We start from the raw sequence: 26434 nt of genomic DNA, 5'->3' as shown, positions 1-26434 counted from the left end.
GGGAATGGATGCAGAGTTTGGAGCGACCAGTCTATCTGTATTGCGCGGTGACGACGTTACAGGGTGCGTTTGAAGAGGGGCGTTGCTATCAGGAGCGCGCCTATGCCGAAGGCGAAGAGGAAGAGGATGTCGGGATAGATGGCGGTGAAGCCTCCGTCTTTGAGCAGGATGGCTTTGAAGCCGTGGACGGCGTAGGTGAAGGGATCGACGTCGGCGATGGCGCGCAGCCACGGGGGGAGGCCGGAGACGGGCGAGATGGCTCCGCTGGGGAAGAAGAGCAGGGTGTTGAGGACGCCGAACATGGCGCGAGGGACGAGCGGGTCTTCTACGCGCACCATCATCAGGAACATCATGCCGTTGAAGGCGACCGAGGTGGCGACGATGAGGAGTGAGAGCTGCAGAAGCGCCATGGGGTTGAAGATGGCTCCAATGCCTGCGAAGAGCGAGCCGATGACGGTGAGGCAGATGCCGGAGAGGATGGCTTTGATGGAGCCTGCGAGGTTGAGGCCCATGACTAATTCGAGCCGCGTGATGGGAGTGACGAGGTAGCCCTCGTGGACGCCGCGTGCCTTGTCGTCGATGTACAACATGCCGCCGCCGATCATGACGGCGACGTACATGGCGAGGGAGATCGAGCCTGCGAGGAGGTACTTCATGTACTCGACGTAGGGGTAGAGCTCGACGATCTTGAGAACGACCTGTTTGACGACGAGTGGCTGGATGATGGGAGCGTTGAGCGCGTCGACGAGGGACTGCATCTCGGCCTCGAGAGAGTCGCTCATGACCTGGTCGGTGTTGTCGACGACGAGACCGATGTTGGGGGAGTCGCCTGCGAGAACCCGGCGGGAGTATTGCTTTGGGATGATGACGGCGGCGTCGATCTTGCCGGTGCGCACGTCTTCGCGGGCCTGCACCTCGTTGGTGTAGGGGACGGTGGTGAAGGTGCGGATGTTGGCGGCGATGGCGTCGAAGGCTTCGTGAATTTTGAGCGACTGCGAGCCGTGGTCGTAGTCGACGACGCCCATGCGGGCGTTGCGGATCTTGCCGCCGAAGGCGTGGCCGAGGATGAGCAACTGCACCAGCGGCAGAGTCATCGAGACCATCATGAGGGCGGGCGAGCGGAAGAACTTTCGCATCTCGCGTTCGACGATTGCCATCATTCGGTTCATGGCTGCATCCTGTTCATGGTTGCATTCCGGGCCGCGGCGGCATGACGAAGGCTGCCGCTTTGACTTGTTCGTCGCGAAGTGCGCGTCCAGTGTAGTGGACGAACACGTCGTCGAGGGTGGTGTTCTGCACGCTAAGGGACTTGATGATTTCACCGCGGCTGGCGGCCATCTGAACCAGCTGCATGGTGGTGAGCGAGCCGCTGGAGGTCATGATGCGGTACATGCCGGAACTTTGCGATTCGACTGACATGACATCTGCGAGTTTCCTTAGACGCTCGGGCCACTCGGTGGACTCGTTGGTGAACTGGACTTCGACTACGTTGGTGCCGGGGACGTTGGCCTTGAGGGCCATCGGGGTATCGAGGGCTACGAGCTTGCCGTGATCGACGATAGCGATGCGGTCGCAGAGGCGGTCGGCCTCGTCCATGTAGTGGGTGGTGATGAGCATGGTGAGGTGATGCTTGTTCTTGAGGTTGTTGAGCATCTCCCATACGGCGACGCGAGAGACGGGATCGAGGCCGGTGGTGGGCTCGTCGAGGAAGAAGATGCGCGGGTTGTGGACGAGGCCGCGAGCGATTTCGAGGCGGCGGCGCATACCGCCGGAGAGAGTCTTGGTCTGCGCGTTGCGCCACTTGGTGAGGTCTACGGCTTCGAGCAGCTCGTTAATGTTTTGCTCACGCCGGGCTTTGGGTACGTCGTAGAGCTTGGCGTAGATGGAGAGGTTCTCTTCGACGGTGAGGTCGATGTCGCTGGTGAGTGCCTGGGGGATGACGCCGATCATGCGGCGGACCTCATCTGCGTCGCGCGAGACGTCGTGGCCGCCGATGATGGCTTTGCCGGAGGTGACGGGGATGAGCGTCGTCATCATGCGGATGAGGGTGCTTTTGCCCGCGCCGTTGGGGCCGAGCAGGCCGAAGATCTCGCCGTCGGCCACGTCGAAGCTGACGCCGTTGACGGCTTCGAAGTCACCGTAGCGCTTGATGATGTTCTGGACGGAGATGGCTGGCTGAGTGGCGGTCATTGGCTTACCAGCTTGTCTTTGGGGACGTAGACTTCGGCGGTCATGCCGAGGGTGTACTTCATGCCGGGGTTGGGGATGAGTAGCTTGAGCTCGATGGTCTTGATGTCGCGCTTGCGGCGGCTGACGTCGCGCTGGGTGGCGAAGTCGGCCTCTGCGGACTTGTTGATGACTTTGCCCTGAATGGTCTCGCCGCTGGGCATGACGACGCGGAGGGTATCGCCGAGCTTGACGGAGTCGGCTTCGGTTTCGGGGAGGGGCGCGTAGACCCAGGTTTGGGTGAGGTCTGTGATGGTGACAATGGGGGTTCCGGCGGCGACGACTTCGCCTTGCCGGGCGGCACGCACGTTGATCTTGCCGGAGATAGGAGCGAGGACATTGGCGTAGTCGAGTTCGACCTGTGCTTGGTTGAGCAGGGCCTGCGCGTTCTGTACATCGCTGCGGGTGGAGGACACGGTTTTTGCTGCGGCCTGTGCCTGAATAGTGTTGGCTACTGCTAGTTTGAGAGATGCGTTGGCTGCGACTACGCTTTGCTTTGCGGAGTCTACGGCGGCTTGCAACGCTCGCAGAGACGTGATGGCCTCGTCGCTCGACTGCTGGCTCATGACGCCTTGTTTGGCGAGAGCGATGGTGCGGTTGCTGTCGGCCTGTTGATGCTCGTAATTGGCTTGCGCCTGTAGCAGCGCGGCGTTTGCTACCTGCAACTGGGCTTCGGCATTTGCTACCTGACTGGTGGTGCTGCCCTGGGTTTGGTGCTGCGTGTCCTGCGACCCTTGTAGTTTGAAGTGCTGGCTAGCTGCTGTGGCTTCAGCGGCGTTGCGGGCGGCGACGAGGTCGTCGCTTTGAATGTTGGCGATGAGTTCGCCAGCAGTGACGGTGTCACCTTCATCGACGGAGAGCTTCTCGATGCGGCCGGGGATCCGTGAACTGACGACGACTTCGTTGGCATCGACGGTGCCGATGAGTTGGAGATCGGTGGATCGGTCGGTCGAAAAGAAGTACCAGAAGAGCCCGATGACCAGAAGGATGCCCATCAGGATGAGGATTCGGTTACGGGCGTTCATAGATTTTTCTCCAGACGGATGGTTTGTCGAGCACAGGCATAGGCATAGCAGCGAGGACTCGACGCACCAGCTTTGCGCCGTGGGCGCGATCGGCGAAGAGGGCGTTGCCGAGAAACTGCACGGCGGCGTTGCGGCGGAGCTTGATGGTTGCGGGATCGAAGGGCTCGAAGGAGAGCGAGAGGCGCATCATCGCGCCGCTCATGAAGTAGAAGACATTGGAGCCGTAGGTCGAGTACATCACCTGCATCCAGTCGATCTCGCATAGCTCGCCGGAGCTAATTCCTTCTTCGACAGCGGCTTGTATTTTTTTGAGGAGCGGAGTGAAAATCCTGCTTGTAAGCGAGGGAATCGAGCTGCTTTTGCCATGATGGAAGCGCACCATCTCCTGCTGCATGAGGCTTTGGAACTCGTGCTGGGTGAGGATGCGATCGAAGTGGTTGAGGGCGAGGCGCAGGAGGAGTTCGCCTGGGGAGCACCTAGTTTGGAGCACGGCGAGGGTGCTCTGCATGACGTTACCGAGGGCTGCTTCAAAGGTTGCGGCGTAGAGTGATTCCTTGTTCTTGAAGTAGTAGTAGAGCAGGGCCTTGTTAACCTTGGCAGATTCGGCGATGGCATCGGTGCGCGCTCCGGCGAGTCCGTGGACGCTGAACTCATGGAGGGCGGCGCGAAGAATCTTCTCTCGGCTTTTGTCGGTGGGGTCTGTCGTGGGCGGGATGGATTTTTTCGAGGCCATTGATTAACTGGTTAGTTAAAAATATACCCCAAAGCCTGCTTATTGAAAATGCTGGGGAGCTATCAGTCGAGGAGCGTGTCAATGAAGGTGGCGCTGTCGAAGGGGAGGATGTCTTCCATCTTTTCGCCTACTCCGGCATAGAGGACGGGGAGTTTGAGTTCGGTGGCGATCGCGAGAACGATGCCGCCCTTGGCGGTGCCGTCGAGCTTGGTGAGGACGATTCCGGTGACTCGGGCGGCTTCGGTGAAGAGGCGGGCTTGCGTCAGGCCGTTCTGGCCGGTGGTGGCGTCCATGACGAGCAGGGTTTGGTGGGGTGCACCGGGGACTAGCTTCTCAGCGGTGCGGCGCATCTTGTCCAACTCCTTCATCAGGTCGGTCTTGGTGTGGAGACGGCCTGCGGTATCTACGATGAGAACCTGCGTGCCTCGTGCTTTGGCGGCGGAGCAGGCGTCGTAGAGAGCGGCGCTGGGGTCACCGCCCTGCTTGGTTTTGATGATAGGGACGTCGGAGCGCTGGGCCCAGACCTCCAACTGCTCGATGGCGGCGGCGCGGAAGGTGTCGGCGGCGCAGAGCAGGACGGTGCGGCCTTGCGAGCGATAGAGGGCGGCTAGCTTGCCGGAGGTTGTGGTCTTGCCGGTACCGTTGACGCCGACCATCATGATGACTTCGGGGGGCGTGGACGGATGATGGATGGGGTGAGATACACCGTCGAGGATCTGCTTCAGCTCGGCTTTGAGGAGCTGCTTGAGCTCGCTGCCGCCCTGGATGCCGGTGCGGAGGGCGCGCTGGCGCAGGTTTTCGATGACGATGGCAGTGGTGGCTGCGCCGAGGTCGGCGCGAAGCAGGACGGGTTCGAGGCCGATGAGGGTGGACTCGTCGACCTCGCGTGTGAGGGCGATGACGGAGCTGATGGACTCGTTGAACGACTCGCGGGTGCGGGTGACCGCCTGCTTCATGCGGTCGAAGAAGCCGCGCTTCTCCGCTGGTTCTAGAGTGGACGCAGCCTCTGGTGTGACGGTGGGCTGGTCGGGTTGCTGCTCAGGTTTGTCGCGTTTGCCGAAGAGAGAAAATGCCATGCTGATGCTAGTTTAGCAATGGCATGGCAGAGTCTGTTTGAAACGGCAACGAGGAGTGGCTAGCTTTTGTCTGCCCGGCCTGAAAACTCTCCGGTTTCTGTCGTCACTCTCACCTTTTCGCCCTCTTTGATGAAGGGCGGGACGCGGACTTCGAGACCGGTTTCGAGCTTGGCCATCTTGGTTCCGCTGCCGCTGGAGGAGTCGCCTCGCGCTGCGGGCTCAGCATAGGTGACGTTCAGCTCGACAAACATTGGCAGTTGCAGACCGATGGGATTGCCGTTGTACTTGTGCAGTTGGAGCTCTGTGCCTTCGATGAGGAAGTCGAGCGCGTTGCCGACCATGTTCTCGTCGAGGGTGAGGGTCTCGTAGCTCTCCTGATCGAGGAAGTGAGAGCCTTGGCCGTCGCTGTAGAGGTAGGAGGCGGGGACGAGTTGCAGGTCGGGTTCCTTGAACTTGTCGCTGGCCTTGAAGGTCTTTTCGAAGACGGCGCTGGTGAGCAGGTTGCGCATCTTCAGACGTACGAGAGTCTGGCCGCCGCGAGCAGTCGGTGTGGTGATGTCTGAATCCAGACAGGCGTAGGGGGCATTGTCAAGCTCGAACATAGTCTTGCGCTTGATGTTGATCGCTTCCATCAGTACGGCCATGAATCCCTCGGAGACAAATTGGCGGGCGAATCGAGAACAACGTGATTTCATCCCTGGATTAAGTATAAGGGGTTTGCCGCGGTGCGCTGTTGTCGGGGGCGACGCTCGTCTGCGAATACTGTTTGAGAAATTCAATAATTGCTCCTATTCAATCGAATTAGTCGTGCTGTCGGTGATAGCATGGGTGCCTCTCGAGAATGAGCGCAGCGGCGGTAGCCAAATTCGGTGCTGTGCTTTTTTCGGAGATACGGACCCAAGCCCATCATGCAGATTAAATCGGTTGTCATTTCGCTCAGTGTCTTCGCCATCACGTTTTCGCCAGCCTTCGCGCAGCAGCAGACGAAGTATCCGTTTCGCGATACCTCGCTCTCCGCCGAAAAACGCATCGACAACATCATTTCGCTGATGACGACCGAGGAGAAGATCGACTTTCTCAGTACGGATACGTCCGTGAAGCGGCTGGGCATCCCCAGCTTCGGCAGCTCCGAGGGAATCCATGGTGTAGTGCAGCGCGAGGTCGCGTCAGGCCCCTATGCGCATCCGGCCATTCCGACAACGCAGTTTCCGCAGCCTCCCGGCATGGGAGAGACGTGGGACCCGGCCATTGTGCGCGAGGCCGCAGGTGTCGAAGGCCACGAGGCGCGGTTCATCTCGCAGACGGCGAAGTACCACCACCCCATCCTGATGCTGTGGGGGCCGCAGGCTGATCTTGCACGCGATCCGCGCTGGGGACGCAGCGAAGAGGTCTATGGCGAGGACCCCTTTTTCAACGGAACCATGGTGACCGCCTTCGTCCATGGGCTGCAGGGGAATGATCCGCACTACTGGCAGGCGGCGTCGCTGATGAAGCATTTTCTCGCCAACAGCAATGAGAAGGACCGCACCAAGACTTCTTCGGACTTCGATCAGCGGCTCTTCTGGGAGTACTACTCCGTCCCGTTCCGCATGGGTTTTCTTGATGGCGGAGCTAAAGCGGTGATGGCTTCGTATAACGCCTGGAATGGAACGCACATGGCGGTCAATCCGGTGCTGAAAAATATTGTGGTCAAGCAGTGGGGTGCCGATATTCTGTCGAGCGACGGCGGCGCAGTGAAGGCGCTGGTCAAAGACTCGAAGAGCTATCCCGACCAGCAGGCTGCGGTGGTTGCATGTTTGAAGGCTGGTATTAATCAGTTCCTCGACACCTATAAGGATGAGACTCGTGCTGCGCTTAAAGACGGCTCAATTACGGTTGCAGATCTTGACGAGCTGGTTCGTCCCAAGCTGCGCATCACGTTGAAGCTGGGATTGCTCGATCCGCCTTCGATGGTGCCGTACTCGAGCGTGAAGGATTCGCCTGAACCGTGGACGACGGAGGCGGATACGTCCGTCTCGAAGAAGATTGCGCTGGAGTCGGTCGTCCTGCTTAAGAATGACAAGGCTACGCTCCCGCTTAACAAGGAGACGCTTAAGTCGATTGCGGTGATTGGTCCGCTGGCCGACTCCGTTCATTGGGACTGGTATGGCGGCACGCCTCCTTACACGGTGACGCCGCTTGAGGGCATTCAAAAGATCGTCGGCCCGCAGACCGAGGTGATCTACGCTGCGGACGAGACCCACGATGCCGCGGTGAACGCGGCGCGCAAGGCTGAGGTTGCTGTCGTCTTTGTCGGCAACGACCCAACCTGCGGCCCGGATATGGCGCATGACTGGACCGGCAATGGAACGCTGCCCTGCACGGTGCCCTCCAATGGCCGCGAGGGACGTGACCGCGACAGCATCGAGCTTGGCCAGCAGGAACAGTTGGTCAAGCAGGTCTACGAGGTGAATCCGCACACCATTGTTGTGCTGGTTTCGAGCTTTCCTTTTGCCATCAACTGGACCCAGGCGAACGTTCCGGCGATTTTGCACATGGCTCACTCCTCGCAGGATGAGGGCACGGCCATCGCGAAGGTGCTCTTTGGCGACTACAACCCCGGCGGGCATCTTGTGACCACCTGGCCTAAGTCTGTCGATCAGCTTCCTCCCATGATGGACTACAACATCCGCGATGGCCGCACCTATATGTACTTCAAGGGAGAGCCGCTCTATCCCTTTGGCTATGGCTTGAGCTATACCACCTTTAAATTCTCGAACCTGAAGCCAAGTACTTCGCGTCTTGCTAAGGATGGCCATGTCACCGTCGCCGTGGACGTCACCAACACGGGCACGCGGGCTGGCGATGAGGTTGTTCAGCTCTATGTTCAGCATTTGAAGTCGAAGGTATCGCGGCCTCGTGAAGAGCTGGAAGGCTTTCAGCGGGTTTCGTTGCAGCCGAATGAGACGAAGACGGTTGAGATTCCGCTGGATGCGCAGCAGCTTGCCTACTGGAATGAGAAGGAGTCGAAGTTTGTAGTTGAGTCGGAGCCGGTGAAGCTTATGGTTGGCGATTCGTCGGTCGATATCAAGCTCGACGCTACGATTCAGGTTCCGTAGGCTCCACTGGTTCGCATCCTCAAAGCAGCGGTGTGCTTTGAGGATGCGGCGCTGCTAGAGTGGAAGATATGCTTGTGCCGGTTGCACCTTCTGGACATTTTTTGTTTGCGCCTACGCAGCGGATCCACTTTATCGGGATCGGCGGGATTGGGATGAGCGGGATCGCGGAGATCCTGCTGACGATGGGGTATGCGGTCTCTGGCAGCGATCTGCGGCGCAGCGCGGTGACGGAGCGGCTGGTGGGGCTCGGGGCTCGGATATTTGAAGGCCATGCGGCGGCGAATGCGGCGGCCAGCGATGTGGTGGTGACCAGCTCGGCGGTGAGTAAAGACAATCCTGAGGTGGTGGAGGCGCGGACGCGGAAGATTCCGGTGATTCAGCGGGCGGAGATGCTGGCGGAGCTGATGCGGCTGAAGTACGGCATCGCCGTGGCCGGGATGCATGGCAAGACGACGACGACCTCGATGATTGCCGTGGTGCTGGCGGGTGGGGGGCTCGATCCTACGGTGGTCGTGGGTGGGCGCGTGGATTCACTGGGGTCGAATGCACGGCTGGGAAACTCGCATTATCTGGTGGCGGAGGCGGATGAGAGCGACCGTTCGTTTTTGAAGCTGTCGCCGGTGCTGGGGGTGGTGACCAATCTCGACCGCGAGCACATGGACTGTTATGCAGACATGGCGGATGTGAAGAGCGTGTTTGTCGAGTTTATGGATAGGGTTCCTTTTTATGGAGCGACCACGGCCTGTATCGACAACGCGCTGCTGCGGGCGGTGCTGCCTCGCGTGAAACGGAAGGTCTATACCTATGGCACGAGCGAGGATGCAGACTTCCGGGTGCAGATGATGGAGAAGGAAGAGGGCTGCCACTCGCGGTTTGAGGTGAACTACAAAGGATTGGTGATGGGGCCGTTCCGGCTGCATGTTCCGGGGAAGCACAATGTGCTGAATGCGGCGGCGGCGGTGGCGATTGGGGTGCAGTTGGGGGTGGCTCCGGAGCAGATTGCCTTGGGACTGGATAGCTTTCGCGGGGTTGATCGCCGGTTTCAGGTGAAGGGTGTAGCGCGCGGGGTGACCGTGGTGGATGACTACGGGCATCATCCAACGGAGATTGTGGCCACGCTGCAGGCGGCGCAGGAGTGCGGGTATGGACGGGTGCTGGTGCTGTTTCAGCCGCACCGGTTTACGCGGACCCGGGACTTGATGGAGGACTTTGCGCGGTCTTTTGGGGATGCGGATGTAGTGAAGGTGCTGGACATCTATGCCGCCAGTGAGGAGCCGATTGCCGGGGTGGATGCCGGTGCGCTGGTGAAGTCGATTGCGGCTGAGGGTGCGACGAAGGTTGAGCACGCCGAGTCGATGGCGGCGGCGGTGGAGGCTCTGGTGCGGGAGGCGCGGGAGGGTGATGTGGTGCTGACGCTGGGCGCTGGAAGTGTTTCGCAGGCAGCAGCGATGATTTTAGAGGGACTGAAGCGGTGAAGTCTCGACTAAAGACACCAAAAATGACAATTACAGTAATGATTTGGGTGAGTTCCTCAAAGGGTACATAGGAAAGATGTTGGGTGGGAATGGGTTCGTGACAGGTTATATTCGGGGTGGCGATTCTCGCGACCTTGCTCAAGTTTGCGATATAGCAATGGATCTTCGAAACGCGGTGCGGCGGTGCTAGATGCGCCCGAGCAGGACTATGCCCGCGAACCTAAGGTGCCCAGACGGACGTCTGTGGCGCCTAAGAGAAAGCTGCGCCGCGACTTCAGCGAAGACTTCGCCGATGATTTTCCGGAAGACGAGGACGCTCCAACAGGCCGGAAGCAGAAGGGCGTGCGGCTGCGATTTCGCTGGGGCATGCCCGCGACCAAATGGGGCAGGATGAGCGCCGGGTTTGGCCTGGTGGTTCTGGCCGGGCTTTGCTTCGGAGCGCTGCTGCTGGTCAGGGACAGCGTGATGCATGATCCGCGATTCTTTATCCAGTCGGCATCTTCGATTGAGATTCAGGGCAATGTGCACCTGACGCGGGATGAGCTGGTCAATATCTTCGGGGAAGACGTCGAGCGGAACATCTTCTATGTCTCGCTGGCGCAGCGGCGGACACAATTGCAGCAGTTGCCGTGGGTGGAGCATGCGACGGTGATGCGTCTGCTGCCGAACCGGCTGCGGGTGTCGATTGTGGAGCGGACGCCGGTGGCGTTTGTGCGGCAGGGAAGCCAGATTGGGTTGGTGGACGCCAGCGGCGTGCTTCTGGATATGCCGACGCATGGAGACGCGCACTACTCGTTTCCGGTGGTGACCGGGATTCTGGCCTCCGATCCTCTTTCCACGCGGGCTGCGCGGATGAAGATCTTTGAGCAGTTCACGTCGGACCTGGATAGCTCGGGAGAGAAGATCTCGGAGAAGCTGAGCGAGATAGACCTGTCGAACCCGGAGGACGTGAAGGCGGTGATTCCGGACAATGGCAAGGACGTTCTGGTCCACTTTGGGGATACGGATTTCCTGAACCGCTACCGTAAGTTCGAGGAGCATCTGCAGGAGTGGCGGACACAGTATCCGACCCTGTCGTCGGTGGATATGCGGTACGAGCGGCAGGTGGTGCTGGATATGCAGCCCGGTGCTTCGGCGACCAATGCGGGCAGCTCGGTTGCAGTTTTGCCGACCGCGGCTGCAGCGGACGGGATGAATGCGGCTGCTCCGTCTGAAGCTGCTGCGAAGCCTGCGGCCAGGACGGCGATCAAGCCTCATGCCAAGGCCCATGTGGCGGCGAAGAAGGCCCCGGTTTCGAAGTGGAAGCGCGCTTCGGCGAAGGCCAAGGCCCATCGAGCGACCGCGAAGGCGCACGCGCGAGTTGTACATCATGCGGCGGGGAATTCCCGCTATCATTCTTCTCAGGTGGTCCATCCGTGAACCAGAAGCAGGAAAACCTCATTACGGTAGTGGATGCGGGCAGCACCAAAAGCTGCGTGCTGGTGGCAGAGCTGCTGGACGGCGTGCTCCGATACCGCGGTCATGGTATCGAGCCTTCGCGTGGGATGCGCAAAGGCTTGATCGCAGAGCTGGGTCCGGCGGCGGAAGCGATCAATCGCGCAGCGCTGACGGCCGAGCGCACGGCGAAGGCTGTGATCGAGACTGCCGTTGTGGGGATCGGCGGGACGCATGTTCGCGGAGTCAACTCGCGGGGCGGCATCAGCATGGGCAGCCGCATGCGCGAGATTACGCGCGAGGAGGTGCGGGCTGCGGTCGATCGGGCGCGCAGCGTGGCGCTGCCTCCCGACCGCGAGGTGCTGCATCTTTTGCCGCAGGAGTTCATTCTGGACGACCAGGCGGGGATTCATGACCCGGTGGGAATGGTCGGCAATAGGCTTGAGGTAAATCTGCATCTTTCGACCTGCTCGGGTGGAGTGGCGCAGAGCGTAATTACCTGCGCGAACCGGGCGGGGCTCGAGGTGCTGGATACGGTGTATGAGGGGATCGCGGCGGCGGAGTCGGTGCTGAGCGCCGATGAGCGTGAGCTTGGCGTCTGCATCGCCGATATTGGGTCGAGCACGACGGAGCTGGCGGTTTACTTCGAGGGATCGATTGCGCATACGGCTGTGCTGCCGATTGGCGGCGATCACTTCACCAATGACCTTGCTGTAGGTCTGCATGTGACCGTCGAAGAGGCGGAAGAGTTGAAGAAGATCTATGGGCATTGCGTGGTGACGGCGGTGCCGCAGTTGAACGAGATCGAGGTTGGCGGAAACCTGGCGTATTCGGGTGGGCAGCCGGCACGGTTGGTAAGGCAGAGATTTCTGGCTGAGATTCTGGAGCCTCGGGCGCGAGAGCTGTTCACCATGCTGCGCGACAATCTGCGAACCGGCGGCGTGTTGGAGGCGCTGGGCGCGGGATGCGTGCTGACGGGTGGCGGAGCGAACCTGATTGGCCTGCTGGACAATGCGGAGAGCCTGCTGCGGGTTCCGGCGCGGATCGGGTTTCCGGTACCTCTGTCGCGGATGCCGGAGGAGTTGGCAAAGCCGGAGTTTGCGGCGGTGATCGGGATGCTGCTCTACACGCATCGTACACAGGTACGGAAGGCCAGCGAGGAGCAGGGATTGCGATCGAAGCTGAAAGCTATCTTCGCTGGAAGCTTCTAGCTTGACCGTTTGAGATGCATCCGGGTGGATAGAAGTTCAACTTGAGACAGGCTACACCGCTCTGCTCCGAGTCTTCGTGTGGATGGAGATACATCTCCATCTATAGGTGGATGCGCATTGGATGCCACAAAGCTAAGATTCTCGCCGAGATGGAACTCGCCCGAACTTCGGGGTGAAGGCCAGCCTTCGGGCGAGGGAGAGCGATCCGGGTGGAGCATGAGGAAGACACTGCCGACGTAACCGTGATCGGAGGCGGCATCGCAGGCATGGCTGCTTCAATTCATCTTGCCAGGGCAGGATGGAAGGTTCTGTGCGTGGGTCCGGATTTAAGCGGGAGCCAGTCGGTAGGCGAGTCGCTGGACTGGTCTGCTCCGGCGCTTCTGGGGGCGCTTGGGTTGCCGATGCAGCGGCTGATCGATGACGGGACTGCCACCTATAAGAAGCATGTGATCCTGAAGCTGTGTGACGGCTCCGAGCGCCATTATGTTCCTGCCGCGTGGCTGGGACGTGCTCCTTTCAATCTTGAGCTGCGCACGCTGCACGTAGATCGTCCGCGCTTGAACGAAGCGATCCGCGAGATTGCGATGGCCCACGGAGTGAGACACCTGTACGACAAGGTGGTCAATGTCGAGATCGAAGGTCGCAGGGTGGTCGCGGCGAATACTGCGGAGGGGCGAAGGATTTCCTGTTCGCGATATATCGACGCCTCGGGCTCGGCGGCAAGCGTGCTGTCGCGGGCGTTCAAGTTGCCTGTCTATGAATACGGTCCACGTAAGGTGGCCGTGTGGAGCTACTTCAAGGTGCGGGAGCCGGGAGAGGGAACGACTCTGTATGCGCAAACCGCGACGTCCAGCTACATGGAATGGATATGGGAGATTCCTATCAACTCAGAGACCATCAGTGTGGGCTACGTGACCACCGGTGAGGCGATGAAGGCGAATCGCCAGCAGGGACGTGCGGTCGAGGAGATCTACAGGGAAGAGCTGGAGCGATTTCCTCGATTCGAGGAGCTGCTGCGAGAGGCTGGCGCGGTGTCACCCTTTACCACTTCCTTTCGTTGCCGTGTGCATGGCAACGTGGCTGGGCCTAACTGGCTGATTGTCGGCGAGTCTGCCGCGATGGTCGATCCGATGACCTCGAACGGCGTGACGGCGGCGTTGCGACATGCGTCCGAAGCGTCGAGCCTGTTGATCCGTTACCGTGATCGCGAACGGCTGCCGCGGCTAGCTACAGCGATGTACAGCAAGCGAGTGGAAGGGCTGGCAAAGTTTTTTAACTGCGGCATCGAGAAGGTGGTCTATGACTGGCCGGTTCGAAGCCGCATTGGTGTCTTATTGGCAGGCGATGTGTACACCGTGCCTGCGTGGAGCTTGAATACGGTCTATGCGCGGATGCGTCCCCGGGGTGTGTTCGCAACGCTGCTGTTCGGTTGCCTGCTGAATCTCTGCAGGGCGGCGGCGTCGGTGCTGCACGGTCTCTGTAAAGAGGAAGAAGAACCCTGCGAGGTGCAGGCATGAGGCCTATGTCGAATCTACGGGGTAAATCCGACGGGATGTATCTGCTCTCCCAAGGGGCTGGAGATGCTGTCTTGTTTCTCCATGGCATTCCTACGAGTTGCCATCTGTGGGATGGTGTGATCGAGAGGATGTCTGGAACCTATACGTGCATGGCGGTGGATCTGCCCGGACTGGGACGTACTCCGAAGGCGCGTGAAGGCTTTGGGGAATTGAATACGATTGTGGCGAAGCTTGAAGCGCTTCGCATTGAAAACAAGGTGGAGAGGTGGCACGTTGTCGGCCACGATGCGGGATGTGCGATTGCGGTGCATTATGCACACCAGCATCCTGCACATACGGGCCGCTTGGCACTGCTGACTCCTTCGATCTTTCCTGAACTGGAGCCGTTCTTCCTGTTCGAATTACTGCGGAAACCGGTGCTGGGGGAGTTGATGGCGCCTCTGGTTAACCTGATCTTCTGGAAGCTGGTGATGCGAAGGACGCTTGATGGAAGTCAGGCAGGTCGGGCTCTCCTGGCTGATTTTCGCGCGCCGTTCCGTGGGCCGCTGGGAGCATGGCGATTGATGTCGTTGTTGCGGTGGGGCAAGCCCGAAGAAGTGCTCGCGGCGATTCCAGCCTTGTTGCCGGAGCTTCTGATGCCGACGCTGATCTTTCATGGGGCACATGATCCGGCTGTTCCCGCGAGCTTCGCGACGCGTGCGTCTGGATTGATTCCGGACTCGGAGATGGTGATTACGGACTCTGGGCACTTTCTTCCCATGAATGAACCTGCGGCGATTGCAGACAGGCTTCTCAGCTTTTTGGATAAGAAGCCGGACCAGAGGGCGGATAAGAATAGGGCTGAGCCGCACTGGCTTGCCGCCGATCCCTGTGGCATGCCCGTAAGCTGAGGTTTAGAGCATCTGCGAAAGGTGGCGATGCTGTCGTCTGTGGTTGAAGTTGTCTGCAGTTATTTGCGGACGGCGATGGATAACCTCGTTGCTGAACCATTGGTGGTACGTGCGGTGGAAAATGAGGGATGCGTGGTTTGTCTGTTGATGGGAGAATTAACAGGTAACTTTGATCCTTCCAGGAGCAACTGCTGCCATGCCCAATCTGCCCGACGACGATATCCGTATTCACTATCACGATGAGATTCCCCGTGGGGCGAAGATCAAGGTGATCGGCGTGGGCGGCGGCGGCAACAACGCCGTGAATCGCATGATTGCGGCCAACGTTGAAGGTGTTGAGTTTATTGCGGCGAACACCGACGTGCAGGCGCTGCAGTCCTCGAATGCCGCGGTAAAGATTCAACTGGGCGTGAAGCTGACGAGTGGGCTGGGCGCGGGATCGAACCCGGATGTGGGACGCCGTGCGGCGCTCGAAGATTCGGACAAGATTATCGAGGCCCTCGAAGGCGCAGACATGGTGTTTGTGACCGCCGGGCTGGGCGGCGGCACGGGGACGGGTGCGGCTCCGGTGATCGCTTCGCTGGCCAGCGAGATGGGCGCGCTGACGGTTGCCGTGGTGACGCGGCCCTTCGCGTTTGAAGGCAAGCGCCGCATGCAGCAGGCCGAGCGCGGGATGCAGGAGCTGTTGGAGTCGGTCGATACGCTGATCGTGATTCCGAATGAGAAGCTGCTGGCGGTGGCGAAGGACGCAGGATTTTTCGAGAGCTTCCGCATTGCGGACGATGTTCTGCGGCAGGGCGTGCAGGGCATCTCGGACATCATTACGATTCCGGGCGTCATCAACCGCGACTTTGCCGACGTGAAGACGACCATGGCTGGAATGGGCTATGCGGTGATGGGGACGGCGCAGCGTTCAGGCCAGAACCGTGCAATGGAGGCTGCGATGGCTGCGATGGCGTCGCCTTTGCTGGAGGCTGGTGCGATCGATGGAGCGCGAGGCATCCTGATCAACATCACCGGGTCGAGCAGCCTGAAGCTGAGCGAGGTGAATGAGGCCTCCGGAATTATCCAGAGCGCGGCACATGAGGACGCGAACATCATCTTTGGCGCGGTGCAGGACGAGACCATGGGCGACGACGTGAAGATTACGGTCATCGCCACCGGTTTCCGGCAGCAGGAGATGCCGCAGCGGCGCGAGCGGATGCTGGCCGAGGCGACGCTCCCGACGATGCGGTACGATGTGCCGATCCAGTCCAGGGTGTCCACTTCGCGGGCGACCGCTCGTTTTGCCAGCGAGTCAGAATTCGAGGCTGCACCGGCCTTCAGGCCGGAAGGCTCTTCGCCTGAGCCATACAACGAAGGGCAGCGGCCAGCGGGCAGAGCGGAGGCGTCTCCGGAGCTGATTCCGGTACCGGCGTCCGTCTTTGACGACGATTTCTTCCAGGGCTCGGGACATAGCGAGGAAGCCGATCTGGACGGGACTTCGGACCGGACAAGGGATGCGGGTCACTTTTCCGCTCCCGCGCGCGTCCAACAACAAGAGAATGTTCGAGTTGTGATGGCAGAACCGGGTGAGACAGCGGTTCGGGGCATTTCTTTTGATGCGGCTGGGGCATCTGCTGAATCCGATGAGTTAGATATCCCCGCGTTTCTGCGGCGGGGGAACTGACGCTATCTGGTGATGCCGAGATCGATGAGATTGTCCTAAGGTATAGCTAGCAGGAATGGCAGATTGATTGCTGTTGAAGAAACCGGGTCCTTTATGTCGAGATATTTAAAGTCTGTTTGCGCTATTTTTTTATGCCTTGGTCTATGCCTTGGGGCTTCTGCGGAACCGACCACCCGGCTCGCAAAGCGCCACAGCGCAGGGACGACCCATACTTCGACGAAAGCTTCGCGTGCCAGACGTAGCCGTGCGGTTGCGAAGACCACGCACGCACGCAGACATGTAACGTCAACCAAGGTTGCGGTGCATGGACGCAGACGCAATGGGCGGGCGGTATTGGCGGTTCGACGGACGCGGCACCGGTATAGATACTCGGAGCGCTTCACGGCAAGTTCGTATGCGGACAATCTGACGCTAGGGGATGTGACCGCCGGTGAAGATCCGGTAGTTCGCGCGGCGGCGATTGAAGCGCTGGGCAATATGAATGGAACGGCGGTTGCGATCAATCCAGACAACGGCCGGATTCTTGCCATGGTGAACCAGAAGCTGGCGCTGTCGCGGGGAGCGGAGCCATGCTCGACGATCAAACTTTCAGTAGCGTTGGCTGCTTTGGAGGAAGGGATCGTCACCAAGGACACACCGGTAAACCTGGGCCATGGCTATAGGGTGAATCTGACTTATGCCTTGGCGAAGTCGATCAACCCCTACTTTGAAGTGCTGGGACGCACGCTCGGTTTTGAGCGGGTGAAGCACTATGCCAACCAGTTTGGATTGGGTGAGCTGGCTGGATACCACATTCAGGGGGAGCAGTTGGGAGTCTATCCGGATGAGCCGCTGCCGGAGAAGCTGGGAGGCGTGGGCCGGATGTGCTCGTTTGGCGAGAGCATCTCGATGACCCCGCTACAGCTTGGAGCGATCGTTTCCGCGATCGCGAACGGCGGAACCCTTTATTATCTGCAACACCCCGAGACTCCTCAGGAGGTGGCGGACTTTACCCCACGGGTGAAGCGGACGTTGAATATCGCACCGATTATTCCGGAGATCATTCCCGGGATGGCTGGCGCGGTGGGCAGTTCGTATGGAACCGCGCGGTCGCTGCGGGCAAGCTTCAGCGAGTTTCCGGTGATGGGGAAGACGGGAACCTGCTCGAACGACGGGACGAGATTCGGATGGTTCGCCTCGTATGCGAATACCCCGAACGGACGGATCGTAACGGTATTCTTTCTTGAGGGCGGACGGCCTACGTTTGGGCCGAAGGCGGCTGCCTTGACCGGGCAGTTTTACCGAGCGCTTTGGGACAACAGCTACTTCACCCCCAAGACACCGACGGTTGAGACGGGGAGCCTGGGCGGGCAGTGATGGAGACCTCGCCGCCTGCGGCACAGAATCCGCAGAGTTATCTGGCGGCGGAACGGACCTTTCTTGCATGGATCAGGACTGGCCTCGCGCTCATGGGGTTTGGGTTTGTGGTGGCGCGGTTTGGGCTGTTTCTGCGGGAAGCGCAGAGATTCATTCATGCGGGAAGCGCCCAATCTTCGATCTTCTCTTTGTGGAGCGGAACAGGGCTGGTGCTGCTGGGGGTAGTGGTGCTGGTGGTATCGGTTGTGCGATACAGGGACAACATCCTGCGGCTGCAACGCGGGGATATGCCGAGGATGTCTCCATCACGCACGGCAATGGGTACAGCGATCATGCTGGCGGCGTTAGGGATAGCGATTGCTGGATATTTGCTGTACTTCCGTTAGGGCGATTGGCGCTTCCCGGCGAATTTCAGATAGAACGGTAGCATGAGGATTTTGACGGCGTCAGAGATGGGTGCGGTGGATCGGCGGACGACGCAGGAGTTTGGAGTTCCGCTCGGCGACCTGATGGAAGCGGCTGGCAGCGCTGTGGCTGCTTTTTGCCTGCGGCAGTATCCGGCGGCTTCGCGAGTGACCGTGTTCTGCGGCAAAGGAAACAATGGCGGCGATGGGCTGGTGGCGGCGCGGGTGCTTGCGGCGGCGGGCAGGACGGTTCAGGTTGTGCTGCTCGGGCGTGGAAATGAATTGAAGGGCGAGGCTGCTGCGGCGTTGGCACGCTTGCAAGCGGAGGGTGACGATGTTTCCGTTCTTGAAGTGACAGATGAACCAATACTTGCTAACCCATTCGATAATTGTGGGTTACTGGTCGATGCCGTTGTTGGCACTGGTTTCAAGCCGCCGCTGCGAGGGCTTGCTCTGGCTGCACGGGATTTGGTGGAAGGGTTGAACGTACCAGTGGTGGCCGTGGATCTGCCTTCGGGATGGGATGCGGATTCGATGGAGCAGACGGTAAAGGGGGCGTTTCGGGCACATGCCGTGGTGACGTTTACGGCTCCTAAGCTGGCCCATGTGTTTGGGCATCTGACGACGGAGACGTTCGGGCCGGTGGTTGTGGCGGAGATTGGGTCGCCGGATGCCGCGGTGAGGTCGGAGACGGGGTTGACCTGGACGGGAAGCGCGAAGGCTTTGGCGGAGAAGCCTCGGGGAATGAACTCGAACAAGGGAAAGTTTGGGCATGTGCTGGTGGTGGGCGGTGCCTGGGGGAAGGCTGGCGCTCCGTCGATGTCCTCGCTTGCGGCTTTGCGTGCCGGGGCCGGTTTGGTAACTGCCGGAGTGGTTGAGAGCATTGTGGGCATGGTGGCAACGGTGACCCCCGAGTTGATGATCTCTCCGTTAGTCGAAGCGCAGGGGGTGCTGCGAAATCTTGAAGGCGATCGGTTGCAGAGGCTGATGAAAGGGATCACCGTTCTGGCAGTGGGGCCGGGACTGGGGACGGACGGAGATGCTTCGGAGTTTGCGCGGGAACTTGTGGCGAAGACCGAGGTGCCGGTTGTGATCGATGCCGACGGGTTGAACGCGTTTGCTGGCAAGACGGAGTTATTGCAGGGCGCTGGGCGGACTATGGTGTTGACGCCACATCCGGGGGAAATGGCTCGGCTGGCGGGGATGACGGTGAAGCAAGTCGAGGCCGACCGTATAGGGCTGGCGCGACGGTTTGCCACGGAGCATGGATTGACGCTGGTGCTGAAGGGATGGCGGACGCTGGTGGCTCATCCCGATGGCAGCGTGGCGGTGAACACGACAGGAAATCCGTCGATGGCGAAGGGCGGCAGTGGGGATATTCTCACGGGAATTGTGGCGGCGATGTTGGCACAGTTTCCCAACGACGTGGCACGGGCGGTGGAGGCAGCGGTTTACCTGCATGGTTTAGCGGGTGACTTTGCGGCTCATGCGATGGATGAGCATACCGTGCTTGCCACCGATACGGTGAAACACTTGTCGGATGCCTTTCGCTACCGGGTGAAGGACGCAGATGGTTTGACCTGGATCTGCGGGTTGCACGGACAGAATTTTAGAAGACATGGGACGGCACAATGAACACGAAAGAGAAGCTGCGGGAGAAGCGCTTCAGGACGCGGTCGGTTGAAGGGACGCTGGCGCTGGGAGAGACGTTGGCGGAGATGCTGCGGCCTCCCAAGCTGGTAATCCTGCGAGGTGAGGTCGGCGCGGGCAAGACGACGCTGGTGAAGGGGATCGCGCGCGCGCTGGGTGCGGCGTACGAGGAGGACGTCACCAGTCCGACGTTTACGCTGGTGCACGAGTATGACGGGCCGAAGGTGCACCTGTTCCATCTTGATCTTTACCGGCTGGAGACGGAGGAGCAGATTGCGGTGCTGGGGCTCGAAGAGATGGTCGCCGAACCGAATGCGCTGGTGCTGGTGGAGTGGGGCGAGCGGTTTGAGAGCGTGGTGAAGCTCGCGGATGGAGAGATCGTCATGGAGCATGGCGAGGGCGATGAACGTGGCTTCATCGTTCGCTGGCGGGAGTAGCTACGGAGCGACAGCGCGGCCGGTGTAGCGGTAGATGGCGCACTCCTCGTCTCCGGTCGAGCCGTATTCTTCCTGCTGGGCGATGGCTGCGAGGTCTGCGGTATGGTCTTCGGGAGACATGGCGACCGGACCATTGAAGAGCCGGATGAAGGCTGGGTGCTTGTCGAGGACGGTGCGGCATTCGGCGTTGACGTAGAGGATGTCGAGGGTGCCGGGGCGTTTGGCGAACTGGGTTTCGATGCGGCGAAGAAGCTGCTTGAGGACGGGCGCCTCAAAGGGATGGAAGAGGAAGACCAGCGTTGGGGTGGATGGAAAGTCGAAGCTGAGGGCGTCCTGCTCCTGAAGCTGGATCGGGGCGAGTCGCGGGGCGGTGCTGTCGGCGGCGTGGGATTGGTGCCAGCGGTCGATGTTCTGGCTCGCGATGGTGGCCATGGCTGGATTTAGCTCGATGCCGATGATCTGGTGAAAGGGAAGCTCGCTGGCAACCAGCATGGCGCGGCCTTTACCCGCTCCGATGTCGATGAAGGTGTAGTTGTGGATCGGCTCCGGGGGCGGGGTCTCGCGCCAGAGATCGATCAGGGTACGAAGGATGCTGGGGGCCACGCCGTAGTAGGCGGTGACGTGTTCGTCGTTGGGGTGGCCGGTGATGAGGTTGGCGGCTGGGACGAGGCCGCTGGTTTCAACGCCGTGGATCTGGTCGAATGGATGAACGGGAGTGGATGTCGCCTTGAGCAGATCGCGGGGACGGATGGGGATGGGCTTTTTGCTCATGGTCTAGCGGATCTGGATAAGGCTGGGGTTGCCGTCGAGGCCGAGGATTCTGCGTCCGGCTGAAGTGATATGGACTGGACTCCATAGCGGTTCAGTCTGAATCGTAACGGTTGTTTGGCTGACGGTCTCGAGACCGGCGAGACGGTTGGCGATCTGGGCGCGAAGCTGGGCTTCCGCGTCCTCGCCGGGATGGGTGAGGATGATGTCGATCTGGACGTGGTGCTTTTCGGGGACACCAGGGATGCCGGAACCGGGAGCGTCACGGTCGGGCGTGATGGCGATGGCGCGGACGAGGCCGAGGTCCACGATGTTGCAGGGCAACTCGGGATCGTAGCAGTCGCGCAGGGCGGTGAGAATTTTGGCTTCAGTGAGCATCTGTGTCGATGATAATAAACGCGGTCGCGCTGTGCGCGATGCCCACATCCCAGAATCGGGACATGGGGCACCCGGATTTGCGGCGGTATTAATGTTTGCGCTCGACGAGGTAGTTGGCGAGGGCTTTCAGCGGATTGGCGGCGGGGCCGAAGGGAGCGAGAGCGGCGAAGGCATCGGCGATGAGCTCTTTGGCGTCGTGCAGCGAGCGCTCGATGCCGTAGACGGCGGGCCAGGTGGCCTTGATGCTGGCGGTATCCTTGCCTGCGGTCTTGCCAAGCTGCGCGGAGTTTTGGGTCATGTCGAGCACATCGTCGACGATTTGGAAGGCGAGACCGGCTTTTTCGCCGAAGGTGCGGAGACGGGTGATGGTATCGCTGGAGGGCTTGGTCTGGGAGCCGTAGAGGCCTCCGGCCACGATGCTGACGGTGATGAGCGCGCCGGTTTTGGCGCGGTGGATGGACTCGACCAACTCGGCTGTGGGGGCCTTGCCTTCGGACTCGATATCGACGACCTGGCCGCCGATCATTCCGGGAGGAAGCGGGCTGTTCGCACCTACTCCGGTGCCGATGGCGAGGGCGACTTCGCTGAGGATGGCGACGGTGGTGGACGGCGGCGACGAGAGCGAGGCGAGGGTCTGGAAGGCGAGGGTCTGGAGGGCGTCGCCGGCGAGAATCGCGATGGCGTCGCCGAAGACGACGTGGCAGGTGGGCTTGCCGCGGCGGAGGTCGTCGTTGTCGAGCGCGGGGAGATCGTCGTGGATGAGGGAATAGGTGTGCAGCATCTCGAGAGCCGCGCCGAGATCGGCTGTGCCCTCGGGGATCTCGGTTTCGCCGCTGACCATGCGGGCGGCTTCCATACAGAGGATGGGACGGAGGCGTTTGCCGCCGGCGAAGGTGCTGTGCCGCATGGCGCGGTGGATGGAGTGGGGCAGAGTATCGGGCGAGGGCAGCAGGCGCTCGAGGGCGGCATCGGTGAGCTCAACGCCGGAGTGAAGCAGGGATTGTACCGTGAAGTTCATTGAGGCTTGATGATAAATCACGAGTGGGGATTGAGGCTTAGGCGACGGGGTAGGGCTTGTGGCGAAGAATTAATAAAAGAAGGATGAGGGAGAGGAGGGTGAGGATGTCGCCGATGGTTTGGTCGAGGGTGCGACCGTAAGTGACAGTGATGTGGTTGAGGCCTGCGGGGATGGGGATGGCGATGAGACCGTCGCTGCGATGAAGGTGGGAGGTGAGGACGGCCTGGTTGAGGGTGATGCGCCATGCCGGGTAGTCGCGCAGATTGAGGACGAGGGTTTGCGGCGTAGGGGAGTTCAGGGTAAGGCTCGCGGGAGCGGTGCCGGGAGTGGTGTTAGCGGGGGCATTTGTGTTGATGCTGGAGTGGGATGGAATGAGCCAGTAGGGTGGATTGGTTTGGCTGAGGGAAGTGTTGCTGGCGGTGGTGGGAGTGTATTCTTTGCTCGGCTCGGTGCCGGTGTTGGAACGGAAGACGGCAAGACTGGCCGGTACGGTGTCCTCTGGGTAGCAGTATTGGTGAAAGAGATGGAATGCGGTGAGGGTGAGGGTTGCGGCAACAGCCAGGGATAGGGCTGCGGCTGGAAGGGTTTTGAGCTTTAGGGGCGTGAGCGCCAGGGCTATGGTGAGGCTCAGAACTGCGGCCAGAATGGCGAGAAGTCGCCAGGGGAATTGGAGGAAGGGCAGCTCGGGAACATGTTGCCAGATGGAGTTAGAGGGCGAGGTGAGAAGAAAGGCTATGGCTATCGCTAGGATGGTCAGGTTGTAGATGAGTTTTTTGGGGACGCGGTCTTTTGAGGTTGGGATAGGAGAACGAGTGGCGGCTGTGACAGCGATGGTGGTGAGGACGAGGAGGACGACGGCGATGATGGAGGCGGTGTTGAGGACGGCGTCGTGAATGGGGCTGATGGTGTGGTGGAAGAGGAAGTTGTTCTGGACGCGAGTTCCGGGAGCAAGGATCATGGCGATTTGAACGTAGCGACGTTCATAAGCGGCGGGGAGAATGTAGAGTGCGGCGAGGCCGAGGCCGAGGAGGGTTCCGGCGGTGGTGGTGGCGGCTAGTCGGGTTCGAGTTCCCGGATTTGCACCAGGCAACAAGAGGCGGACGAGAGTGAGCAAGGCGAGGGCGTAGCAGCCCATGACGGCGGCGGGATCGTTGGTCAGCCAGAGCAGGGCAACGGGGATGGCTATACCGGGGATGGTGACTCTTTTGCATAGGATACCGAGCAGAAGGAGAGGTATCCACGCTGCGGCGAGAAGTTCGGCGTAGGCGGTGCGCTCGTATGTGGTGAAGAGAGTGTAGGGGTTGACGAGATAGAAGGCTGCGGCGATAAGGGCGGCGTTCGGTGTGGAGAATTCGCGGGCGAGGCGATAGAGGGCGAGACCGGCGGCGGTAAGGGCCAGCCATGTGTAGGCGATGGGTGTCCACGCCCACGGCATGAGGAAGCCGAGGATGGCACCGATGGTCCACGAGAGGGGTGGATAGAAGACGAAGCGAGGCTCGCCTGCGTTGTAGGCGGGACTGAAAGCCCAGTGGGGATGCAGGTTGCCGTGGGTGAACTGACGGGCAGCCTCCATCCAGTTGAGGAGATGGAAGCTGAAGTCGTGACCGCAGGAGCAGCCGTTCAGGATGAGAGGAAGAACAGCGATCAAGGCGGCAAGGGGAAGGATTACATGGTGGAGATGAATTCGCCGCAGCGGTGAGGATAACGTCGCGAAGAGGAAACCCCCATCTTGTTGGGAGTCCCGATTTCGTGACGGAGATGTCATCGTGGGGTAAGAGTGAGTGTATGCGTTGCGGCGGTGTCTGTGGAGGTTTTGCTGAAGGGCAACGTGAAGGTTGTGCCTTTGTACCAGGCGGGCCATTGGTCCATAAACCAGGGGCTGGCGGGATTGCCGGACTGGCCGAGGACTACGTTGAGGGTAGAGTTGTCGAGGTTGGAGAGGTCGGCGGTGAAGCGCTCAGAGGGGCCGAAGGTGCGGCCAACCTGCTTGACAGTGGTGGTATCGCCGCTTTGAGGCTGTGCGCCGGTTCCGGTGGGGACGCCGATGAGGCGCCGAAGCAGCGGCGACTGCGCGAAGAGAGGATGCTCAATGTCTACCGGATGCGATGTGCCGTACTGCCACTTGCTGAGGTCGAAGGGAGCGTGGGCTTCAAAGAGTCCCTGGGCTACGGCTGCGGTAAGAAACTCGTCCCAGTTGGCGTAGTGGGCAGGGAGCCAGCGATCTGGCGTGTGCATGATGATCTGTTCTTCGGCGTAGGGTTTCTCGTTCCAGGTATAGAGCTGGGCGCTGTCGCCCGGATGCGGGCCGAGGTGAGGATTGAGCAGCAGCGGCCAGAGCGCGGCGCGGGTGGCGTCGACGATGGCTGGTGCAGAAGCATTAATGTCCACGTTGCCGTTCCATTGGCGCAGGATATCGGCTGCCTGGCGGATGCGTCTGTCCTTTGTTGTCGAGTGGTCGATGGCGTAGGCGAGGCGCTGTGCGAGGACGTGGTCGAGGTCGGAGTAGACATCGGTCTGGAGGGCGAGCATGTCGGCTGGGGTGAGGTGGTCGCGGGAGCTAAGGACCTTCCAGATGCGCTCGTTGCGATAGGGAGGAGCCCAGTTGAGGGCAATGGGGAACGGGTAGCCGTCGGGGGTGACGCGAGCGTTGGCAGTGGCGAGGATGCCGCCGGGAGGATCGAAGGATTGGGGTAGCTGGTCGAAGGGGATGTAGCCTGCCCAGTCGTGGGTGGGGCCGAGAGCATCGGTGGGGACGGGGCTTAGAGCGGTGGGCTGGGTCATGCTGCCACGAACAGGAATTTTGCCTACGGCATGGTAACCGATGTTGCCATGGTCGTCGGCGAAGACGACATTTTGTGCGGGGCCGCCGAAGGTGGAGAAGGCTGCGGTGAAGGAGGGCCAGTCAACGGCGGAGTCGATGTTGAGGAACGATGCGGTGATGTTGGCGGGATCGTAGATGGTCCAGCGGAGCGAGAGGGCGCGATTCTCTTTAGGGAAGATGGCGGAGATGAGAGGGGTCGCTGTAGCGCCGTGTTGGGTGGCTGCTACGTCGAGGACCACGTCGCTGTGGTGGAGGACGTGGATGACCTCGCGCTGATGGAGGATGGGGTGCCAGATGTTGCCGGGGGACTCATATTCGGCTGTGGAGCCGCTGCCGCGAAGGTGCTCGATGTATATGTCCTGCACGTCGGCGCCGAGATTTGTGAAGCCCCAGGCGATGTGCTCGTTATGGCCGACGATGACGAAGGGATAGCCGGGAAGGGTGACTCCGGCGGCGTGAAAGTTGTCGCCGGTGGCTTGGAGATCGGCCTCGTACCAGACGCCGGGGACACTGTGATTGAGGTGCATGTCATTCGAGAGCAGAGGCTTGCCCGAGGCGGTGCGGGTGCCGGAGATGACCCAGTTATTGGAGCCGGCGATGCAGCCTTCGCAGGGATTGATGGCGAGGATCTTCTGGAGGGCCAGCAGATCGTGAGTCGGTGTGGGCTGCGTGAGTTCGCTCTGGGTGCTGTCGAGAGGAATCTCCTCGAAGTCGGTGGGTGGGTTGGTGAGGTCGATGGCGGGCTGTGTCGGCGGATGGTCGCGCCAAGAGCCTACAGGGTAGAGGTCAGCGAGGAGCTCGGGCGGTAGCTTCGCGGAGAGGGCTTCGCGGTTGAGCTTCTGCGGGAAGGTGTTGGTGAGGTCCTGAAACATGGCGAGGCCGACGAGGAGGGAGTCGCGGGGCGTCCACGGCGCAGGCCGGTAGCGGAGGATGCGGAACTCGATGGGGAGATGCGCGCCTTGCGCGGTGATGGAGGCATTGACGCCCTCGGCATAGAACTGCAGCCAGTGGAGTTGGTCGGGCGGGAGGGTGGCGACGGCGCGGTCGGCGGAGGCGCGAACCTGCAGGATGCGCTGGGCGCGATCGTGGGGAACGAGGCTTGGCCCAAGGATTTCGGCCAACTCTCCGGCAGCGTGGCGGCGGAGGATGTCCATCTGCCAGAGACGGTCTTGCGCGGTGACGAAGCCCTGCGCGATGACCAGATCGTTGAGCGTGGCCGCGTGAATGTGGGGAACGCCTTGGGCGTCG

22 protein-coding genes are annotated in these 26434 nt (G+C 60.6%); 11 read left to right on the top strand and 11 right to left on the bottom strand.

Annotated features, from left to right (window positions below):
• Positions 1-56: 56 nt before the first annotated feature.
• The 6 genes from VMU57_RS19845 to efp all read right to left on the bottom strand — a co-directional run bounded on the left by VMU57_RS19845 (position 57) and on the right by efp (position 5704).
• A complete protein-coding gene (locus tag VMU57_RS19845) occupies positions 57-1169 on the bottom strand; it encodes an ABC transporter permease (RefSeq protein ID WP_325386589.1) in 1113 nt (370 codons plus the stop codon).
• A 13-nt stretch (positions 1170-1182) separates the two neighbouring features.
• Complete coding sequence (locus VMU57_RS19840) at positions 1183-2190, bottom strand: ABC transporter ATP-binding protein (RefSeq protein WP_325386587.1); 1008 nt, start codon at positions 2188-2190, stop codon at positions 1183-1185.
• Positions 2187-3251, bottom strand: a complete 1065-nt coding sequence (locus VMU57_RS19835; protein ID WP_325386585.1) for an HlyD family secretion protein — start codon at positions 3249-3251, stop codon at positions 2187-2189. The genes VMU57_RS19840 and VMU57_RS19835 overlap by 4 nt, the downstream gene beginning before the upstream one ends.
• The gene (locus tag VMU57_RS19830; RefSeq protein WP_325386584.1) at positions 3238-3984 is read right to left on the bottom strand and encodes a TetR/AcrR family transcriptional regulator; all 747 of its coding nucleotides are present in this window, start codon (positions 3982-3984) and stop codon (positions 3238-3240) included. Before VMU57_RS19830 ends, VMU57_RS19835 begins: the two co-directional genes overlap by 14 nt.
• Positions 3985-4046: 62 nt before the next feature.
• Positions 4047-5060 (bottom strand): signal recognition particle-docking protein FtsY, encoded by a 1014-nt coding sequence (ftsY, locus tag VMU57_RS19825; RefSeq protein ID WP_325386582.1) that lies wholly within the window; start codon positions 5058-5060, stop codon positions 4047-4049.
• A 59-nt stretch (positions 5061-5119) separates the two neighbouring features.
• Positions 5120-5704 (bottom strand): elongation factor P, encoded by a 585-nt coding sequence (efp, locus tag VMU57_RS19820; protein WP_325386580.1) that lies wholly within the window; start codon positions 5702-5704, stop codon positions 5120-5122.
• Between the two features lie 264 nt (positions 5705-5968).
• Between efp and VMU57_RS19815 the strand changes: the two genes are divergently transcribed.
• The 11 genes from VMU57_RS19815 to tsaE all read left to right on the top strand — a co-directional run bounded on the left by VMU57_RS19815 (position 5969) and on the right by tsaE (position 20201).
• Entirely contained in the window at positions 5969-8158 is a 2190-nt protein-coding gene (locus VMU57_RS19815) for a glycoside hydrolase family 3 C-terminal domain-containing protein (protein WP_325386578.1), read from the top strand.
• 68 nt (positions 8159-8226) lie between these two features.
• Positions 8227-9633: a UDP-N-acetylmuramate--L-alanine ligase gene (gene murC, locus VMU57_RS19810; protein WP_414648695.1), complete on the top strand. Its 1407-nt coding sequence runs from the start codon at positions 8227-8229 to the stop codon at positions 9631-9633.
• Between the two features lie 243 nt (positions 9634-9876).
• Positions 9877-11052 (top strand): cell division protein FtsQ/DivIB, encoded by a 1176-nt coding sequence (locus VMU57_RS19805; RefSeq protein ID WP_325386576.1) that lies wholly within the window; start codon positions 9877-9879, stop codon positions 11050-11052.
• Positions 11049-12278 carry a cell division protein FtsA gene (gene ftsA / locus VMU57_RS19800; RefSeq protein WP_158910614.1) on the top strand — a complete coding sequence of 410 codons (1230 nt, stop codon included), beginning with the start codon at positions 11049-11051 and terminating at the stop codon, positions 12276-12278. The genes VMU57_RS19805 and ftsA overlap by 4 nt, the downstream gene beginning before the upstream one ends.
• Positions 12279-12487: 209 nt before the next feature.
• The gene (locus VMU57_RS19795; RefSeq protein WP_325386574.1) at positions 12488-13795 is read left to right on the top strand and encodes an NAD(P)/FAD-dependent oxidoreductase; all 1308 of its coding nucleotides are present in this window, start codon (positions 12488-12490) and stop codon (positions 13793-13795) included.
• A 5-nt stretch (positions 13796-13800) separates the two neighbouring features.
• Positions 13801-14685, top strand: coding sequence for an alpha/beta fold hydrolase (locus tag VMU57_RS19790; RefSeq protein WP_325386572.1), 885 nt, complete (start codon positions 13801-13803; stop codon positions 14683-14685).
• A gap of 196 nt (positions 14686-14881) precedes the next feature.
• Positions 14882-16354, top strand: a complete 1473-nt coding sequence (ftsZ, locus tag VMU57_RS19785; RefSeq protein ID WP_325386570.1) for a cell division protein FtsZ — start codon at positions 14882-14884, stop codon at positions 16352-16354.
• Between the two features lie 300 nt (positions 16355-16654).
• Positions 16655-17710 carry a penicillin-binding transpeptidase domain-containing protein gene (locus tag VMU57_RS19780; protein ID WP_414648693.1) on the top strand — a complete coding sequence of 352 codons (1056 nt, stop codon included), beginning with the start codon at positions 16655-16657 and terminating at the stop codon, positions 17708-17710.
• Positions 17710-18096, top strand: coding sequence for a YidH family protein (locus VMU57_RS19775; RefSeq protein ID WP_325386566.1), 387 nt, complete (start codon positions 17710-17712; stop codon positions 18094-18096). The genes VMU57_RS19780 and VMU57_RS19775 overlap by 1 nt, the downstream gene beginning before the upstream one ends.
• Before the next feature lie 42 nt (positions 18097-18138).
• Positions 18139-19749 (top strand): NAD(P)H-hydrate dehydratase, encoded by a 1611-nt coding sequence (locus VMU57_RS19770; protein ID WP_325386564.1) that lies wholly within the window; start codon positions 18139-18141, stop codon positions 19747-19749.
• A complete protein-coding gene (gene tsaE, locus VMU57_RS19765; RefSeq protein ID WP_325386562.1) occupies positions 19746-20201 on the top strand; it encodes a tRNA (adenosine(37)-N6)-threonylcarbamoyltransferase complex ATPase subunit type 1 TsaE in 456 nt (151 codons plus the stop codon). The genes VMU57_RS19770 and tsaE overlap by 4 nt, the downstream gene beginning before the upstream one ends.
• On the opposite strand, the gene VMU57_RS19760 is transcribed toward tsaE, so the two are convergent.
• The 5 genes from VMU57_RS19760 to VMU57_RS19740 form a co-directional block, all read right to left on the bottom strand.
• Positions 20202-20972, bottom strand: coding sequence for a class I SAM-dependent methyltransferase (locus tag VMU57_RS19760; protein ID WP_325386560.1), 771 nt, complete (start codon positions 20970-20972; stop codon positions 20202-20204).
• Between the two features lie 3 nt (positions 20973-20975).
• Entirely contained in the window at positions 20976-21347 is a 372-nt protein-coding gene (locus tag VMU57_RS19755; protein ID WP_325386558.1) for a metal-sulfur cluster assembly factor, read from the bottom strand.
• 88 nt (positions 21348-21435) lie between these two features.
• A complete protein-coding gene (locus VMU57_RS19750; protein ID WP_325386556.1) occupies positions 21436-22365 on the bottom strand; it encodes a farnesyl diphosphate synthase in 930 nt (309 codons plus the stop codon).
• Between the two features lie 37 nt (positions 22366-22402).
• Positions 22403-24013, bottom strand: coding sequence for a hypothetical protein (locus VMU57_RS19745; RefSeq protein ID WP_325386555.1), 1611 nt, complete (start codon positions 24011-24013; stop codon positions 22403-22405).
• Positions 24014-24126: 113 nt separating this feature from the next.
• Positions 24127-26434 (bottom strand): penicillin acylase family protein (locus VMU57_RS19740; RefSeq protein WP_325386553.1); only part of this gene is annotated, 2308 nt, incomplete at its 5' end.

This window comes from Edaphobacter sp., assembly GCF_035532915.1.
Classification (GTDB): Bacteria; Acidobacteriota; Terriglobia; order Terriglobales; family Acidobacteriaceae; genus Edaphobacter.
This window is presented reverse-complemented; position numbering and strand designations above follow the sequence as displayed.

What these genes read in the sequence shown, in the direction of transcription:
- VMU57_RS19830 (WP_325386584.1), bottom strand. Translation starts at nt 3,984, where the DNA reads ATGGCCTCGAAAAAATCCATCCCGCCCACGACAGACCCCACCGACAAA.
- VMU57_RS19755 (WP_325386558.1), bottom strand. Translation starts at nt 21,347, where the DNA reads ATGCTCACTGAAGCCAAAATTCTCACCGCCCTGCGCGACTGCTACGAT.
- VMU57_RS19775 (WP_325386566.1), top strand. Translation starts at nt 17,710, where the DNA reads ATGGAGACCTCGCCGCCTGCGGCACAGAATCCGCAGAGTTATCTGGCG.
- VMU57_RS19760 (WP_325386560.1), bottom strand. Translation starts at nt 20,972, where the DNA reads ATGAGCAAAAAGCCCATCCCCATCCGTCCCCGCGATCTGCTCAAGGCG.
- VMU57_RS19840 (WP_325386587.1), bottom strand. Translation starts at nt 2,190, where the DNA reads ATGACCGCCACTCAGCCAGCCATCTCCGTCCAGAACATCATCAAGCGC.
- VMU57_RS19790 (WP_325386572.1), top strand. Translation starts at nt 13,801, where the DNA reads ATGTCGAATCTACGGGGTAAATCCGACGGGATGTATCTGCTCTCCCAA.
- VMU57_RS19770 (WP_325386564.1), top strand. Translation starts at nt 18,139, where the DNA reads ATGAGGATTTTGACGGCGTCAGAGATGGGTGCGGTGGATCGGCGGACG.
- VMU57_RS19815 (WP_325386578.1), top strand. Translation starts at nt 5,969, where the DNA reads ATGCAGATTAAATCGGTTGTCATTTCGCTCAGTGTCTTCGCCATCACG.
- VMU57_RS19835 (WP_325386585.1), bottom strand. Translation starts at nt 3,251, where the DNA reads ATGAACGCCCGTAACCGAATCCTCATCCTGATGGGCATCCTTCTGGTC.
- VMU57_RS19845 (WP_325386589.1), bottom strand. Translation starts at nt 1,169, where the DNA reads ATGAACCGAATGATGGCAATCGTCGAACGCGAGATGCGAAAGTTCTTC.
- efp (WP_325386580.1), bottom strand. Translation starts at nt 5,704, where the DNA reads ATGGCCGTACTGATGGAAGCGATCAACATCAAGCGCAAGACTATGTTC.
- murC (WP_414648695.1), top strand. Translation starts at nt 8,227, where the DNA reads ATGCTTGTGCCGGTTGCACCTTCTGGACATTTTTTGTTTGCGCCTACG.
- VMU57_RS19750 (WP_325386556.1), bottom strand. Translation starts at nt 22,365, where the DNA reads ATGAACTTCACGGTACAATCCCTGCTTCACTCCGGCGTTGAGCTCACC.
- tsaE (WP_325386562.1), top strand. Translation starts at nt 19,746, where the DNA reads ATGAACACGAAAGAGAAGCTGCGGGAGAAGCGCTTCAGGACGCGGTCG.
- ftsZ (WP_325386570.1), top strand. Translation starts at nt 14,882, where the DNA reads ATGCCCAATCTGCCCGACGACGATATCCGTATTCACTATCACGATGAG.
- ftsY (WP_325386582.1), bottom strand. Translation starts at nt 5,060, where the DNA reads ATGGCATTTTCTCTCTTCGGCAAACGCGACAAACCTGAGCAGCAACCC.